Below are 16129 nucleotides of genomic sequence, written 5' to 3' on the forward strand. Positions count from 1 at the left end.
ATCCATGACCCTTTATCTCACCAACAGCCTTGGAGGCCGCAAGGAAGTCTTCGTTCCGCAAAATCCGGACGAGGTCAGAATGTATGTCTGTGGTCCGACGGTTTACAATTTCGCGCATATCGGCAATGCGCGGCCGGCCGTCGTCTTCGATGTGCTGGTGCGTGTGCTGCGCCGCCATGTTTTGAGAGTGATCTATGCCCGCAATCTGACGGATGTGGATGACAAGATCAATATCGCTGCTTCGGTTGAGGGCGTCCCGGTCCGCGTCGTCACCGAACGTTATACACGGGCATATCGTGACGACATGGCCGCTCTCGGAGTCCGCCCGCCGACGATCGAACCGAAGGTTACGGATCCCACGTGCTCGATGCGGCCAATCTGGCGGCCGAGGGTTATGTACTGGTTTCAGAGGACATGTATTTCCGCCAGTGGGCGGAGGCGGCGACCTCGTCGAAAGGCGTTTGGCTGCAGACCGTTTTCTCCTTTGCTCACGAGACCGGAAAAATCGATCACAAGCGGTTCTCGGCCTTGCTGGTCAAGCTTGCCTGGCGTCGACATGGCCATTTGTCGATCGGCGTGGAATCTCTTCTTAATGCGTTTGACGCGGATGCCGCTAAGCAATTGCCTGACTTCAAAGCCCTCGCACATTTCATCGGCACCAAAAATGCTGAGATGAAGTCCCATCTCAGCGTCGTCATAACCTTTTTTGAACCGCATCTGGAGCGATAGCTCACCGGACACCGCCCTCAGGGCCATGAACGCTACAGGGATGTTGCTCGAGAATCTGGTCCGCTATACGGGTCGCAATTGGGCGCTGACCCTCGCGCTGATCAAAAGCAGTTCGGGTGGCGACTTGCAGGACTACATCGACGGGTGGGTGAAAGGACATTTCTTTTCACCAAGTGATTTCGCCAATGCAGAACGCGAAATCAAGCAGATGAGCGCCCGGATCAGAGCGGGCCGCACCAGAGGGGTAGCCGCACCTCAAAAAATCTCGCCGAGACTGGCAGTCGGCAAAAATGGGAAAGGAAAAGGTCGTAGATCGAACCGGAGTAGGCGACGTCTCTGAGGAACGACCAGTTTAAGGACGTACCTCGGCGATCGCCACTGAAGAGCGCCGGGCTTTGGCCATTCTCAAACACAAGCATCCAAAAGCGCCTTGATCTGAGGTTATTCCTCTTTGATACCCGCTTGGGTTTTCCAGGGTGCTTGGTTCAAATCCCTTCACATCATGGCCGCCTGTGTTGTCTTGCGACAACAGTTACATACAAAAACATGACAACGATGATCATGATTTTTATTATGCGTCGTCAAAAACGTTGCGAAATCAGTGATCTAAGTAAAATGAGCGCTCTGCAGGTAGCTGTATCAGTGGGTTGCCGTGCTTATAACATGACAGTATCGAACTGCTTGTTGGCGGTAAATACAGCATAGCCAGCAGAGCGTCTTCGGGTTGATAGAGTCCAAACCTTCATGACTAGCTGGTTCAGCAGAATTGAGCTCCTCTTCCAAACGCATCGATGCCGCCTGGAATCGGTTGTGCGCAAGAGTATTCGGGATCCGGATAACAGCGGAGCAGTGCCCAGCCCGGAAGAGCCTCGTCACACTTTCAAGTTCTGGGGGCAGTATGCCGTTCAGGGCGGCAACTATGAGGGACTGACCTTTGGTGCTGGCGGGCGCATCATCAGCAGCACGCAACGCGGTTCAGGAAACGGATTGACGGATACATCGCGGCAGGGAGGCTATGCCGTGATCGATGCCCAGGTCGGCTACAAGTTCAATGAACACCTCGACGCGTCACTGACAGTCAAGAACGTATTCGATCGCGTCTACTTCGACCGGTTGCCAACGAACTTCTTCGGGATTTACGGCGAGCCCCGTAGCGTCATGGTCAGTCTGAAAAGCCACTGGTAGATCGGCGCGGAAAACCGACCGGTTACGACATGACAATCCCATTCACACGTCGGAAATTGATAGCCTCGTTCGGTGCTGCGGCTATCACTAACGGGTGTTCTCCCAGGTCGTTCGCCGCGACCTTTCGGGACGATCAAAGGACCGTTGTTCTCGATTGGGCGCTGGCAGCGACAGCGCTGGCGTTGGGAGCAACCGTCATTGGTGTTCCCGCAATCGATTACTATCGGGAAGCAGTCGTCCAGCCGGAAATGCCAGACAGTGTGCACGATGTCGGCCTGTTGTTCACGCCGAACTTCGAGATGCTCGACGCGCTTAAACCCGATTTGATTGTCATTCCTCCCGCGCTCAGCCCAGCACAGTCGTTTTTGGAGCGGATTTCTCCTGTGCTGACTGTTGATCTTTCACCCGATGGTACCTCATCACTCGCCGCCGCAAGGGCGGGCACGCTTCGCTTTGCCGATGCGTTGAGTTTGAGATCGAGCGCACTCCATCTCATCGAGGAGACCAACCAGGCGATCGAGGGGGCGGCAAGAAATGCCGAAGGCTGGCGCAGTCGTCCCATCCTGATCGGTTCTCGTCTCGATGATCGGCATATGATGCTGTACGGTCCGGGTAGTCTCTTCGCTGACGTGGTCGACGCGATGTCTCTCTCCAATGCCATCGACAAAAGTGGACCTTTCGGTGGGCGGGCGACGGTTGGTCTTGAACGGGTTGCCGAACATCCGGAAGCGATCCTGTTTCTGATCGATCCGGATAATAATGCGGGTGCCGACCAGGCTCCCAAGGCTAGCCTGTTCTGGCAGGCGCTTCCGGCTGTGCGCGAAAATCGCGTGGTGAGACTTGCCGTGGTCATGGAGAATGGCGGACTCCCCGCGGCCGCTCGCCTCGCGAACTTGCTTTCCGCGTCATTGGCGGAGCGCAACCGATAGCATGGAACACGCAAGCAAGCATCGTTCCTTTTTCGTCATATGCCTCATCTTGGCTGCGATTTCGATTGGCTTGTGTGTCCGCGCCGTGATGGGCTTGCTGCCTCCCACTGCCTGGTGGAACGCAATCCTGTCGCCCAATCCAACCTCGTTGCCACAGCTGACCCTGCATTATGTCGCGTTGCCGCGCATCGCCTGCGCATTGACTGTCGGAGCGGCATTGTCACTGGCAGGGAGGCTCATGCAGTTGGTGCTGCGTAATCAGGCTGCGGAACCAGCCACCCTGGGTGTAGCTCCGGGCGCATTCCTCGCGCTTGCAGCAGCCTCTATATGGATGCCGTCGATCCTGCAGGAGAACCGAACCGCGGTGGCCCTGGTTGGCGGCGCTCTTGCTGGTTTTCTGGTCTTTGCGATAGCAAGCCGTAGTCGCTTCAACCCGCAAGTACTACTGCTTGCTGGCCTCCTGATCGGCCTATTGGTTGGTGCGCTCAACACCCTGCTCATCATGCTGCACGGCGGCCTGATCCGCCTGTTCGTATGGGACAGCGGTTCACTGGTGATGCAGGACTGGAGTGTTTTTTCGTATCTCGTTCCGAGGCTATTGCCCGCCTGCTCGTTGAGCTTTGCGTTGGTTCGCCCGATCTCGCTTCTGGCATTGTCGGATGAGACAGCCCACGGCCTCGGTGGATCGCCAACGTTGATCAGGACCGTGGTTCTCGCACTTGCGGTCTGGATGGCGGCTGTGTGCGTTTCGGCCGTCGGCGTGATCGGCTTCCTAGGTATCGCTGCCGGCGAGATCGTACGCAGTGTTGGACACAGGCGCATTGGCGCCCAACTCACGGCATCAGCGGTGATCGGCGCGTTGTTGCTACTTTGTACTGACCAGATACTGCAGGCGCTCGACACACCATCGGAAATACCAGCTGGCGCCGCAGTGGCATTTATCGGTTCTCCATTGCTTCTCTGGTTGATGGGGCGCCACAGTCCCAATCAGGTGCCACTGATCGAGCCCATGGGCTTGGTACAGCGGGTTCAACGACCGGGCTTCGTCATGGTACTGCTCGCGAGCGTCGCCGTCCTTGCGGCAGCTACATCTCTGCTCGTCGGCCGCGGCATCGACGGCTGGACATTTGCAGGACTTTCCGCGCCTGAGGCGACGCTGTTCTGGAGAGGGCCGCGGTTGGTCGTTGGCGCTGCTGCGTCAATTTTGGTCTCGATCAGCGGGGTCATCGTACAGCGGCTAACGCTCAATCCGCTCGCTAGTCCCGAGATGCTTGGTATTAGCGCCGGTGCGGCATGCGGCGTGATCGTAGCGATCCTGCTTCCTGCCGGCGGCGCTTACTTGGCTTCTCTGCTGGGAATGGCTGGAGGTGGACTGGTTCTGACCCTGATCTTTGCCTTCGGGCGTCGGAACCACTTCGCTCCTCACAACACGCTGATGGTCGGGATCGCTGTCACGACATGCTTCAGCGCCGTCGTGTCTGTTCTGATGAGCAGCGGTGATCCGCGCATGTTTGATCTGATGGCCTGGCTCAGCGGTTCCACATTTATGGTGCAGCCATGGGAAGCGTTCGGCCTTGCTGCTGCTGCGATGCTCGCTCTGGCGTCGCTCCCGTTATTGAGCCGTTGGCTCGCCCTATTGCCATTGGGAATGGCGGTGCCAAGGGCACTCGGCATGTCTTTGCAAAAGAGCAGAGGATTTCTGATCGCCTTTGCATCGGTGTTGATAGGTCTTTCCGTATTGGTGATTGGCCCGTTGAGCTTTGTCGGTCTCATGGCGCCCCATATGGCGAGGATGCTGGGGTTTCGCCGACCATTGGCCGAAATCGCCTCGGCGTCTCTCATTGGCTGCTGCTTGATGATCGTTGCCGATTGGGTGGGGCGAAACCTGCTGTTTCCGGATCAGATTCCTGCCGGCCTGATCGCGACGCTCATCGCTGCACCCTACATGCTGGTGCTGATGGCGTCGCGCAGATAGCTGCTAAGGCTCCCTTCCAGTCGCGAAGCTGCAGATTTCGCAAGTGTTTAGCAGATCAAGTCAGCGGGTCAAAGGTTCGGATTCGTTCAAGACCCCAGGCTTGTTACTGCGCACATCCCCTTCAAGTCCCTCTTTGCGCCGGTCTCGATCATTGTTCAGCGGCAATATCAGAAATGTGTTACACCTCTACTGCGGATCGTTTAGAAGATCCTGCAAGCGGCTGAGCAACTGCACCCCGTCGAGATTTCTGGGATCGAATCCGCTGCGCGAAGCAACGGTCGAGAGGCTCGGCGAAACGTTATCGGGCAGGCCAATAAATGCCATCGACCATGTCTGGAAACTCCGTGTCGGCGCTGCTGCAAACTCCAAAAGGTGAACGTTGCCATGCCGCTGATCCTGCTGGATCCGCTCAAACGTGCTCTCGATCGCTGGTTGCGTGCCTTCAAGCACCTGCGCGAAGTAGCCGGAGTTGAACATCAGCGCTCCCGAAATTCTCACAAGCACATTGTTCTTGCGGCTCGCTGCCAGGATCGCCTCGATCTCACTTTCCAGCCTGTCGGGCGGAATTCGGTTTTCGCTGTAATAGACAAGGCGGAAGTCGGTCATGGTGTGCTTTCGTTGGTTTGTACGTTTGAAGCGACAAGCTCGTCAGCCAGTTCCGCGATTAGCGGCCTTCCGGTGAGATAGCCCTGGACCTGCTGACAGCCCTTCTTTTGAATCTGTGTGAACTGGTCTTCAGTTTCCACCCCTTCGGCGATGGTCGTCAGTCCAAGAGTTTTGCCAAGTGCACAAATCGCCCGGATGATCGACAGGCTGTCGTGATTGGCGGAAATGCTCCTGACGAAGGACTGGTCGATCTTGATCTTGTCGAATGGGAATTGCTGGAGATAACTGAGCGACGAGTATCCGGTTCCGAAATCGTCCATGGAAAAGCGCACGCCGATTGCCTTCACCTGGCGGAATGTCTCCATGACCGACGCGCTGTTCATCAGGATTGCACCTTCGGTGACTTCGAGATCAAGTCGCTTCGGCTCAAGCCCTGAGCTCTCAAGCGCCGCTGACACCATCGACACGAGGGTCGGGCTACGAAATTGCAACGGCGATATGTTGACCGAGATCGAGATGCCTCCTGGCCACGATGCCGCCTTTCGGCAGGCGGTCCGCAGGACCCATTCACCGATCGGAACAATCAGCCCAAGTTCTTCCGCGAGCGGTATGAATTCGGCCGGGGAGATCGGGCCTTGCTCCGGGTGGTTCCAGCGTAGCAGCGCTTCGAACCCGACGAGGCGGCGACCCTCCACTTGGTATTGCGGCTGATAGACGAGCGAGAACTGTCGTAGCGCCATCGCCTTTCGCAACTCGGCCTCAAGCATTCGTTTTCGCTGCAGGGTGTCATGCATTTCGGCGGTGAATGTGCTGGCTTGATTACCACCATCGGCTTTGGCTTGTCGGAGCGCCAGGCTGGCGTTGCGCAAAATCGCCTCAGCATCCAGAACATTGATCGCTGCGATGCCGATGCTTACGGTGGAATAAATCATCTTGCCATCGACGAGGTGTGGACGGCCGAGAACGTCAAGCAGTGCCTCGGTCAACAACGGTCCTTCCTCTTCGCTTGCGACGAAGAGGAATTGACCACCACTCGGGTGGGCAAGATACGCACCGGTCCCGCCGACTTGAGCGGCAATGCGTTCAGCGATACGGCGGACGAGATGGTCTGTAACGGCATTCCCATAACGTTCGGTCAGCTCACCGAAATTGTCGATTTCGAGTTGGAAGACGAGCGATCCCCGGGATTGTTCGACTGATCCATCCAGCGCCGCCAGGAAGCCGCGTCGTGAAAGCAGACCAGTTGCCGGGTCGTTGTGGTCCGCCTCCGCCAGAGCACTTGAGATGTCCGTCCACTCGATGCGTCGCTGACCGCTACCGAGCGCCTGACTTTGCAAAAGGAATGTTCGGCCGTCCTCCATGCGAAACGTTGTCGATCCTTTCTGAAGGCCAGCGACGATGCGATCGACAGTCGATCGCGACATGGTTCCGAATCTTGTCGCTTCATGCAGCAGGTCGACAAATGGCCTACCGACCGGGTTCTCGCAGCTGAGCGTTATACATGCCGCGGAGTTGCACCACTCGACAGTGCCTTGCCTGTCGAGATCGACGAAGCTGGTCAACTGATGATGGATCGTTCTCTCGTTGCACGGAGCACCGTCATTTCTTACCATCAAGCTCAAGCCCTTCGCATAATTGCGCTCATCATAGGCCTCCGGCGAAAACACCTGGTTAACCGGGATAACTGAATGCTGGGGGGAGGGTTCAGTTGCCCGCCATGCGTTGGCCACATCGACAGAGGTTCGGTGAACGACGCCCAGGTTCTCGTACAATGTTTGTGAAGGAGCGCCACTTGGCCGTCTCATAAGCTAATTGTTCAGCGCCATAAGCCATCCGCACTTTTGCGTTGGTGGCAGTCCGATCGCCAATCCACTATGTCACTGACAATGAACGGAAAGGCAATGGCAGGCGGTCCGCGATCTCCTCGCGAGAAGAGGGAATGCAAGTGAAGGAACTAGTCGCCTTGACGCGTGTTTCCAATTTCTGAATTTTAACCGGTAAAAGTATCGTGCCGCATCTGACCGTTCTGATCATCGAAGACGAGCCGATTATCCGCATGACCGTTGCTGGCGACCTTGCATCTGCTGGGTTCGATGTGGTGGAAGCATCGAATGCGGATGAAGCGCTCGCCGTGCTTGAAACCCATCGATCAATCGCGGCGATTTTCAGCGACATCGACATGCCCGGATCAATCGATGGTCTCGCACTTGCCCGGATCGTCCGGGATCGATGGCCGCCGGTCCATATCATCCTGACCTCTGGCCACATGCGGCCAACTGATGAGGATCTGCCTGATCGGGTTCGCTTCTTGCCAAAGCCCTACCTCCATCAAACGGTAATCGGCACCCTCAAGCAATTCCTAGCGTAGGACAAGTGTCGCACACCGTTTCGTCGAAATCGATAGCAACCCATAACTCGACCTGTTATGCACGGTTTGTTCTCCTCCTAAGCAAAGTATCCCGATGACCGAACCCGAAGATCAGCGACCAACGGCTGCCAGTGTTGCAGATCTTCCGCATCTTGCCGAAGCGCTCGACGATGATCGGTTCCGGCAGTTCCTCGACCATGTGCCGTTTGCGGTCGCGGTGTCGGAGCTGGGAGAAAACGAACATCTTATCTACGGAAATATCGAGTTCGAACGATTGACGGGCCTTCATGCCGAGGATCTCCAGGGGCAACCCTGGACCGTCCTGCCGTCCACTCCCTCTGTTGCGAACGGTCCCGAACTTGCTGTCGCTTTGCTCGAGCAGGAAGAATATCTCGGCGCATTCATTTTGCAGGGATCGGATGGGACTAACACTGTTGATGCCTGGTCGAACACGATCGTCGATGACGCCGGCACGCCGCTATTTCGCCTGCTGGCAATCTCAGAACGGGAACGGTCGGATGTCGAGGCATCGCTGACGCAATCGCTTGCTGAAAAGGACATCCTGCTGAAAGAGCTTCAGCACCGGGTGAAGAACAACCTTCAGATGATCACGGCGCTGATCCGCATGGAGGCCCGCAACGCGCAGCGCCAAGAGGAGAGCGAGCGCTTTGCTCAGCTCGCCGGTCGGATCGAGGCACTATCCATTCTGTACCGCTCACTTTATGGCAGCAACGAAACGGAAACCGTCGATCTCGGCATCTATGTGAGCCAGATCGCGTCGTCCGTCATGGCTGCACACGCTCTCGAGGGGATCCGCCTCGACATGAAGGTCGACACATGGCCCGTCTCCGTCAATGTCGCCATGCCCGTCGGACTGGTTGTCAATGAACTCATGACGAACGCCCTTAAATACGCCTTTGCCGGCCGGGATGGTGGCGAGATCAAAGTCCGTTGCACGGTCGATGAGGAGGGCTGCAAGGTCCTCGTCGCGGACGATGGGATCGGGCTTGCTGACAAAGCCGACTGGCCGCGCCGCGGGAAGCTCAGCGCGATGATTGTGCAGTCCGTCAGACACAATGCTCACGCAGAGATTGACGTCGTGTCAGAACCGGGTTCGGGAATGGCCGTCACGATCACGTTCAAGCGAAAGGATGCGGTCGAAGCTTGAACCCGATTGATTTCCTTCACCAAAATCTCTGCAAATTCACGTTTTGAGCGGCGAATGGAGCTATCTCAGCCTGGTGCCAGATAATAACCATCCGTTTCGATGCCTTTGACGACAGTCTCGGCGTCAGCGCCTAGTATGGCCTTGTCCAATTTCACGGCCTTCCAGGGAACCCACGATTTTCCATCGGGATGACCGGGCCTGGAAGAGTTCTGATCAGGAACGAACAGATAGGGTCCGAACGAGCCGGCGTGGTCTGTCGAGAATATGTAAGCGTCCACCACGTTCCCTCGCAGCTTTCGGTTTAGCGCCGCTTCGTCGAGCGACGTGGCAACTCGACCTCACTTCAGGTCAATCGCCGGCTTCAAACTTTTCTGGCCGCGCTTTTATCAAATGCCTGCGTAGCGAATTTGGCCGAAACACCGACGGCAATCGGTCACCGGTATTCTTGGCGATGTACATGTATTCGTCGGCGCGCTCAATACGCGCCGTGTCGCCGGCATGCAGGAATGTTGCCCCGTCAGCCGCCCCTTCGAATTTGACCTTTCCACCAATCCGCATGGGCTTGAACACCCGCTCCATTCGCTCCTTGAGGGAAGACTGCAGCTCACTGGCAATTCTGCGGTCCATGTCGAGTATGATCACAAATTCATCTGCTCCCGATCCTGTCTAAGAAGTTCGTTGTCGGTGCTCCGATCAGCCTCGAAACGTCCATTGGTTTTACGATAAGATCGGATACGAGTTCTAGGTCCTGTTGACAAAGTGGATTCCCAAATCAGCGGAAGCATGATTCAAGACTGGCTTTTAGGAGGCAGTTTTGGCTCGCGGCGACCTGACGGATATGGAATGGCGGATCATGGAGGGGTTTTTGCCCACCGAACGCGGCAGGAAATCCCGGCCCTCGCACGATAATAGACGATACCTGAACGGTATGCTGCATGTTCTTCGGGTCGGATGCCCCTGGCGCGACATGCATGAGCGCTACGGAAAGTGGAATTCGGTCTATGTGCGCTTCCGCCGTTGGGCCGAACAAGGCGTTTGGGATGCTCTGCTTGAGACCCTCGTCGAACTGGGGCTGACGGATGACTGGCAGCACATGATCGACAGCACCACGGTTCGCGGCCACTCTCAGGCTGCGGGCGCTAAAGGGGGACTTATCAGGAGGCTTTTGGTCGATCACGCGGCGGCTTTACGACGAAAATCCACGCCCGAGCAGACGGTCAGGGCCGCCCTCTTGGCTTCATCCTGACAGGAGGCGAAGCTTCGGATTACAACGCTGTTCCAGACTTGCTGGCGAAACCGGTCGGCAAGCCGAGGCTGTTCCTTGCCGACAAAGGCTACGACGCTGACTTTCTGCGTGAAGAACTCCTGATCCACGGGATCAGGCCGGTCATTCCGCCGAAAGCAAACCGGAAGAACCCGCCTGCCTGCGACTTCCGGGCTTACAAGGACAGGAACCGCATCGAGCGGATGTTCAACCGCCTCAAGCAGTTCCGTCGCGTGGCGACCCGTTACGACAAGACCCGAAAATCCTTCTCAGCATTCCTCGCCCTCGCCGCCGCAAAGATATGGCTGCCATACTTTGTCAACAGGACCTAGAACTGCGCTGGCAGCCTAGGCGTTTTTCGCGATCCGTCGAGTTCTTCTGATTTGGCTGTTGGACAACGCTGCACATCAGGGTTGCAGCATGGCCCGGTCTTTCCGAAATGGTTTTGGCGCCCGCCCGAAAACGTTGTAGCATTTGGAACTGATTTGGGCACGGAGGGCGGGGGCAGCATGAGGAAGCGGTTGTTCGCGGTCGCGGCTGCGGCGTTGATACCCGCTTTGGGACTTCTCGCCTATAACGAGCTGTCGTTGCGCACCATTCGCAATGCCGAGGTCCATACAGAGGCGGAACGCGCCGCAAAACTCGCAGCCTCCGAAATCGACCTGGTCATCGAAGGGGTCCGCAGCCTGGTCATTGCCGTGTCGGCGATCCCGGCGGTCAACGAGATGACGCCAGGCGATTGCGAAACCGTCGTGTCGGATGTCGTTCGACCGGTGGATTCTATCGAAGCGATCCTCGTTCTCGACAAGACCGGAAAGGTTGTCTGTTCCACGACGGGCGTGCCGCCTGGGGTTATGATGGCTGACCGGCAATATTTCCAGGACGCTCTGCGGCGAGACGATGTCGCGGTCGGCGGCTACACACTGGGCCGGCTTTCCAAAACGCCGGTTCTACCGGTCGCACGCGTCATGAAACGTAGCGGCCAGGTTACCGGCGTCGTCGTTGCCGGCATCAAACTCGACTGGCTGCAGCAGCGGCTCAACGAGCGCGGTGTCGTTCCGGGGGGCGCCTACACGATCGCGGACCGCGACGGCATAATCATCGCGCGCAATCCGTTTCCAGAACGTTTTGTCGGGACCGTCATCCCGGAGAGGTTCAAGCAGCTCGTCAATGCCCAACATCCAGGCACTTTGGAAATCCTTAGCCAGGATGGCACGGAAAGGATTTTGAGTTACCGACCGGTCTCCCCGACATCGCCGCTTTATATCAGCGCCGGCCTGTCGCGCGCGGAAGCATTTGCCAACATCAATAGAGCGACTTGGGCCAGCATCGCGATTATTGTCCTCGGCGCTATCCTGGCACTAAGTGCTGCCAACTTCGTCGGGGTTCACTTCATCATCAGGCCTATCGAGAGGATCGTGCAGGTCATCCATCGTTGGGCGGCCGGCGACATCGCCGTGCGCACACGAATGGCGGGGGCTTACGGCGAGATTGGCCAGGTTGGAGCCTCAGTGGACGAGCTTCTCGACGAACTCGACCGTCGGTCTCAAACGACCCGCGAAGCCGAAGCCGCCAAAGAGCTGGTTTCGCGCGAACTCGCGCACCGGGTGAAGAACACGATGTCGATCATCCAGGTGATCGCCAGGCAGACATTAAAGCGGTTGGGAAACACGGCCGAGTTCACGACCTTCACCGAACGCCTTGCATCGTTGTCAGGCGCCTACGACGTCCTGCTTTCGAACAGTGGCCACGGGGGCAACATCGGCGACGTGATTTCCAGGGCGATCGGTCCGCACAACGACCCGGAACGACCCCGCTTTAAGTTGCGGGGCTCTGAAGAGGTCGAACTTCCCCCGGACGCGGCACTCGCTCTGACGATGGTCGTGCACGAGCTCGCCACCAATGCCGCCAAGTACGGCGCGCTTCGGCATGACGACGGTCGGATTGACGTCGCATGGCAGGTAGACGGCAACAAGGTTTCGATGTCCTCGTCAGAGCATGACGGCCCGCCGGTGGAGCCGCCGAAAGGGGAGGGCTTCGGCTCCATGCTTATCAAGCGCGCGTTCACGCAGGAGTATCATCCACAGACTCGATCTGTTTTTGAGCCCGACGGATTGAAATTCCGTCTTGATTTCGAGTTGCCGAAACTCGACTTTGCCGTCAAAGAGCCGGTCTAGCTCGATGTCCCAAGAGCAGAATTATGCGTCCGGGAGCCCAGGCCGGCCGAGGTGCCATTCGCGTCAGCCACTTTCTGTAGCCGAAAACTTTTGGACCGCCGCCCACGGATCAAACAGCGGCGTTGGACGTTCATCGGCAATCGGAGAGCTGGAAGTGCCAAGAGCCTGGTGATGTGTGAGTCGACTGTCGTTCTGATCGTTGAGGATGAGCCTCTGGTTCGCCTGGACATGGCGGACTGTCTGACCGATGCAGGGTTCGAGGTCATCGAAGCGTCCAACGCCGACGAAGCAATCAAAGCGCTAGAGGCTGACAGTCGCATTCGGCTGTTGTTCACGGATGTCGACATGCCCGGGACGATGGATGGCCTGAAGCTCGCCCGCTTCGTCGCCGACCGCTGGCCTCCCGTGAGAATTATCGTGACATCTGGACATCGCCTCGTCGAAATCACCGATATACCCAACGGAAGTGTCTTTTTCGCCAAGCCCTACCGGCAGGATGCGATCGTGGCATCAATGCGCGAGATGATCCTGTAGGAGTTGCAATAGCGGTTGCGGGTTGACTTGTCGAACGTTGTCCCGTTCAAACGAAAACGGCTTTCCAGCGGCACCATTCGAAGCGGAGCGATCAGCTTGTGGATCATCCAGGGTGCTCATCCTTTCCCAGCTTTCTTCATGCCGGATTAACGCGAAGCTTGCCGGCGACAAAGAACTGCACGTGCTGTCGAATGCCATAGTTGAGGTTGGCCTGAGCTATCTATCGCCGTCGCCGATTTGGCTTTCAATGGATTTCGTCAACGGCGTTTCGACATCGCCGGTGTGCTTAGTGGTGACGGTTTCGATCAAGACGATCGAACACTCCTCGTCGGCAACAGGATTGTGGAGCACGCCCTTCGGCACGACGCACATTTCGCCGGCATTGAGCACTGTTTCCTTGCCCTGTTCGAATTGAATGGTGAGGCGACCTTTGACGACGAGAAACAGTTCATCTTCGTCGTCGTGCTTATGCCAGGCGATCTGTCCCAGCACCTTGGCGACCTTCACGTATTGATCGTTGACCCTCGCGATGACCTTTGGCGACCAGTGCTCCGTGACGCCCTCGAGCGCCTTCCCAAAATTCACGACCCCTACCACCGCATTCTCCTTTATGTCTCGTTTAGCTGGCATTTTCGTTTGTTGACATCAATCTGTATTGAACGATTGTGCAGGCATCACATTGTATATACGCCGGTCGAGAGCACCTTTCGCCTGGCTCTCTTTGATGATGGCGGAAGCTTCTCTTGGCCAACGATCGGGAAGATAACATCGTAGACCCGTCGCCGGTTCATGGATCGAGGCGACAGCGATGTCGACCGGCAGCTTCTCCTTGCTGTAATTCCGTTCGATACCCTTGGCGATTTCGCCGATCACGTTGGGCTTCGAGCGCGACCCGATCTTGTGGACGGTCTCGACCAGCAGATCGACCATCGCGTCCGTCAACTGCGCTTGCCGCGACAAAAAGGTAAATCGCATAGAAACCGACCTGCGTTGTCGGCGTCTCCCGTCGCATCTCCCAGGCCTTCTCGCCGGCGACACGCCGAACGATCTGTTACATCAATACCCTGTCTGTCGTGGCCACAATGCCGTGTGGCAAGGCAAGATTCTGGTGAAAGAGCTTGGCTGTCATGCCGAGAATGTTGTCGAGGGAAGCCTGCCCGGCGTCCCATCTCTTCGTACTGAAGCCGGTCAGGCGGTCCGCATCGGTACGCGATCCTTCAATGCGATAGTGCGTCCAGGCAAGCGAAGACCTGTCCCGGCCACCAGGTCCTCCTGATATTTCCTGATATTGCTGACGCTGCGACCGAACCAGGCGTTCCAGCTCCTTCGGCGACGGGGCCGTATATGCGCCGGTCCCGACACCAGAGGAAGACCTCTTCCAGCATGGCGCTTGCCGATTGCCTGGTAGGGCAAAGGTCGCTGGCGATCCAGGAGACCAGTTCCTTTCGGTCCGTCTGCTTCAGGCGCCGAAAGCCATGATGCTGCAAAATCTCGGCGCAGTGCCGGCGGGCAGTTCGGCCACCGAAGTCGTATTCGCATGGCATTGACATCAAAACCGAGCTGCTCTGCCAGATATGTGACACTGTCAGCCGGGATTGCGCTGCCAGCCCAAGGCGTGCAGCCCTCGGTTTTGCGGTTACAAATTCGATATAGGAGAAGCTCAGGCTCCAGCGCTCGTCCAAATTCTCATGACAAATACTCAAACCCGCTAATCCCACTGGATAAGACGGGAGCGGAATGTCGGGTTCCGGCAAATCATCCTCCAATCATCGAGTCGCTGTTGTCACAACGTTTTTCAACTGGCGAAAATCGCACCTTCGAGCCGACAGGTCCTACGCGCGGCCAGGGTTACGTACGAGCGCATTCCAAACGCTAGAGAGCCCTTGCCCTCTCCAGTCCTAGGTCTGCCGAACATGTTCTCGATCTTGTGGCGCTTTTTGTAGAGTACCGGCTCATGCGAGATCAGCGCCTTGTGGTTTGCCCGTGATGGAATGCAGGCCGATATCTTGCGTTGCGCCAAAGCTTCTCGAAACCAGTAAGCGTCATATCCCTTGTCGGCCGAGGGTCTTTGCCTTGGGAAATGCGTGGAGCACCCGCGCGGCGCCTTTATAGTCGCTCATCTGCCCTTCGCTCAGAAGCAGGATCAGTGGGCGGCCGTGGCCATCACAGACGGCATGCAGCTTGGAGTTCAACCCGCCTTTGGTGCGCCCGATACGTCGGGGAACATCCCGTTTTTTCGCAGACTGGCTGCGGTGCGGTGGGCTTTCAAATGGGTGGCGTCGATCACCATCCGTTCTGGTTTGCCGCGCCTGGCGATCAATTTGGCCAAAATCCGGTTGAATACGCTGGCCTGCTCCAGCGGATGAAGCGGTTGTAGATCGTCTTATGCGGGCCATATTCCCTGGGCTCATCGCGCCATCGCAACCCGTTGCGGAAGACGAAAATATGCCACTCAGGATCAATCGGTCATCAACCCGTGGAGCGCCGTGTGACAGCGGAAGGTAGGGCTCGATCCGGCGCATTTGCCCGTCGGACAGCAGTAGCAGATCACTCATCGAAGGCCTCCTTCGATCAAAGTGAATCAAAACATCTTCGGCCACGCTAGCTATTTAACAGGTCCTGAGCCTTGTCAATGCAGTGGTCGCCAACGCTTTCAAATACGCGTTTGATAATTCTAACGGTGGAAATCTGTCCATTTCATTGGCGAGCGAAACCGATGAGGCCGTGTTGATCATTCGCGACACCGGAAAAGGCTTCAATTTGGAAGCTGTTCGCCATGGCATGGGAAACAGACTGATCGCCGGCTTTGTCTCCCAGTTGAAAGCGACCCAAACTTACACATTTGATGGTGGGATGGTCTTTACGCTGCGAATGCCCCTCGACTGAATCTACTTCAAGGCGTCGCCGCGGCGGGCAAGAGTCGTTTGAGCTGAACCAGCTCTGAGCCAGATGAATCACCTTCATCAAGCCCCGTCTTCTCGGTCGGCTTGCCGTGTTCGAGTTTTTGCCAATAGCCCGCAATGGGTCGCGGAATTCCGTGCTCATCGCATTTTTTGGCGAGCTTTATCGCGTCCACGCCATATTCAGCGGCAACGGTTCGCATCGGCTTGGCCCAGATCAGATCGTATAGTTGCGCCCGCGTGAAAGTGATCATGTTGTCGCCTTAAAAATCAATCGCTCGAAAAAGATATCTG

Annotated in this window: 17 protein-coding genes and 1 pseudogene; 11 read left to right on the forward strand and 7 right to left on the reverse strand. The window is 57.0% G+C overall.

Annotated features, from left to right (window positions below):
* Window positions 1-4: 4 nt before the first annotated feature.
* The 5 genes and pseudogenes from AC5YUO_RS26355 to fhuB form a co-directional block, all read left to right on the forward strand.
* A pseudogene (locus AC5YUO_RS26355) lies at window positions 5-352 on the forward strand (class I tRNA ligase family protein); the annotation flags it as partial.
* 8 nt (window positions 353-360) lie between these two features.
* Window positions 361-729 carry a hypothetical protein gene (locus AC5YUO_RS26360; protein ID WP_496156868.1) on the forward strand — a complete coding sequence of 123 codons (369 nt, stop codon included), beginning with the start codon at window positions 361-363 and terminating at the stop codon, window positions 727-729.
* A gap of 810 nt (window positions 730-1539) precedes the next feature.
* Complete coding sequence (locus tag AC5YUO_RS26365) at window positions 1540-1914, forward strand: TonB-dependent receptor domain-containing protein (RefSeq protein WP_496156715.1); 375 nt, start codon at window positions 1540-1542, stop codon at window positions 1912-1914.
* Between the two features lie 29 nt (window positions 1915-1943).
* A complete protein-coding gene (locus AC5YUO_RS26370) occupies window positions 1944-2843 on the forward strand; it encodes an ABC transporter substrate-binding protein (RefSeq protein WP_496156716.1) in 900 nt (299 codons plus the stop codon).
* 1 nt (window position 2844) lies between these two features.
* Window positions 2845-4818 (forward strand): Fe(3+)-hydroxamate ABC transporter permease FhuB, encoded by a 1974-nt coding sequence (gene fhuB, locus AC5YUO_RS26375; protein WP_496156717.1) that lies wholly within the window; start codon window positions 2845-2847, stop codon window positions 4816-4818.
* A 186-nt stretch (window positions 4819-5004) separates the two neighbouring features.
* Here fhuB and AC5YUO_RS26380 read toward each other — a convergent pair whose 3' ends face one another.
* A complete protein-coding gene (locus tag AC5YUO_RS26380) occupies window positions 5005-5424 on the reverse strand; it encodes a BLUF domain-containing protein (protein ID WP_496156718.1) in 420 nt (139 codons plus the stop codon).
* A complete protein-coding gene (locus AC5YUO_RS26385) occupies window positions 5421-7091 on the reverse strand; it encodes a putative bifunctional diguanylate cyclase/phosphodiesterase (RefSeq protein WP_496156719.1) in 1671 nt (556 codons plus the stop codon). Before AC5YUO_RS26385 ends, AC5YUO_RS26380 begins: the two co-directional genes overlap by 4 nt.
* A gap of 341 nt (window positions 7092-7432) precedes the next feature.
* Between AC5YUO_RS26385 and AC5YUO_RS26390 the strand changes: the two genes are divergently transcribed.
* A complete protein-coding gene (locus AC5YUO_RS26390) occupies window positions 7433-7792 on the forward strand; it encodes a response regulator (protein ID WP_496156720.1) in 360 nt (119 codons plus the stop codon).
* A 94-nt stretch (window positions 7793-7886) separates the two neighbouring features.
* Window positions 7887-8960, forward strand: a complete 1074-nt coding sequence (locus AC5YUO_RS26395; RefSeq protein ID WP_496156721.1) for a sensor histidine kinase — start codon at window positions 7887-7889, stop codon at window positions 8958-8960.
* Between the two features lie 348 nt (window positions 8961-9308).
* Here AC5YUO_RS26395 and AC5YUO_RS26400 read toward each other — a convergent pair whose 3' ends face one another.
* Window positions 9309-9602 (reverse strand): hypothetical protein, encoded by a 294-nt coding sequence (locus tag AC5YUO_RS26400; RefSeq protein ID WP_496156722.1) that lies wholly within the window; start codon window positions 9600-9602, stop codon window positions 9309-9311.
* Window positions 9603-9774: 172 nt separating this feature from the next.
* Between AC5YUO_RS26400 and AC5YUO_RS26405 the strand changes: the two genes are divergently transcribed.
* From AC5YUO_RS26405 to AC5YUO_RS26415, 3 genes are all read left to right on the forward strand, one after another.
* Window positions 9775-10556 (forward strand): IS5 family transposase gene (locus AC5YUO_RS26405; RefSeq protein WP_496156723.1). Its coding sequence is split into 2 segments (ribosomal slippage): window positions 9775-10105 and window positions 10105-10556, totalling 783 coding nucleotides; the frame shifts between segments, so codons are not numbered across the junction.
* Window positions 10557-10745: 189 nt separating this feature from the next.
* Complete coding sequence (locus AC5YUO_RS26410) at window positions 10746-12401, forward strand: sensor histidine kinase (protein ID WP_496156724.1); 1656 nt, start codon at window positions 10746-10748, stop codon at window positions 12399-12401.
* A gap of 171 nt (window positions 12402-12572) precedes the next feature.
* The gene (locus tag AC5YUO_RS26415; protein ID WP_496156725.1) at window positions 12573-12935 is read left to right on the forward strand and encodes a response regulator; all 363 of its coding nucleotides are present in this window, start codon (window positions 12573-12575) and stop codon (window positions 12933-12935) included.
* Between the two features lie 216 nt (window positions 12936-13151).
* On the opposite strand, the gene AC5YUO_RS26420 is transcribed toward AC5YUO_RS26415, so the two are convergent.
* The 3 genes from AC5YUO_RS26420 to AC5YUO_RS26430 form a co-directional block, all read right to left on the reverse strand.
* Window positions 13152-13532, reverse strand: coding sequence for a cupin domain-containing protein (locus AC5YUO_RS26420; RefSeq protein WP_496156726.1), 381 nt, complete (start codon window positions 13530-13532; stop codon window positions 13152-13154).
* Window positions 13533-13580: 48 nt separating this feature from the next.
* A complete protein-coding gene (locus AC5YUO_RS26425; protein WP_496156727.1) occupies window positions 13581-13910 on the reverse strand; it encodes a hypothetical protein in 330 nt (109 codons plus the stop codon).
* A 1067-nt stretch (window positions 13911-14977) separates the two neighbouring features.
* The gene (locus AC5YUO_RS26430) at window positions 14978-15490 is read right to left on the reverse strand and encodes a transposase family protein (protein WP_496156728.1); all 513 of its coding nucleotides are present in this window, start codon (window positions 15488-15490) and stop codon (window positions 14978-14980) included.
* A gap of 82 nt (window positions 15491-15572) precedes the next feature.
* Between AC5YUO_RS26430 and AC5YUO_RS26435 the strand changes: the two genes are divergently transcribed.
* The gene (locus AC5YUO_RS26435; protein ID WP_496156729.1) at window positions 15573-15821 is read left to right on the forward strand and encodes a hypothetical protein; all 249 of its coding nucleotides are present in this window, start codon (window positions 15573-15575) and stop codon (window positions 15819-15821) included.
* Between the two features lie 7 nt (window positions 15822-15828).
* Here AC5YUO_RS26435 and AC5YUO_RS26440 read toward each other — a convergent pair whose 3' ends face one another.
* On the reverse strand, window positions 15829-16089 hold the full coding sequence (locus AC5YUO_RS26440) for a hypothetical protein (protein WP_496156730.1): 261 nt from the start codon (window positions 16087-16089) through the stop codon (window positions 15829-15831).
* Window positions 16090-16129: the final 40 nt, after the last annotated feature.

Source organism: Agrobacterium sp. LEGMi-208b (assembly GCF_059511785.1).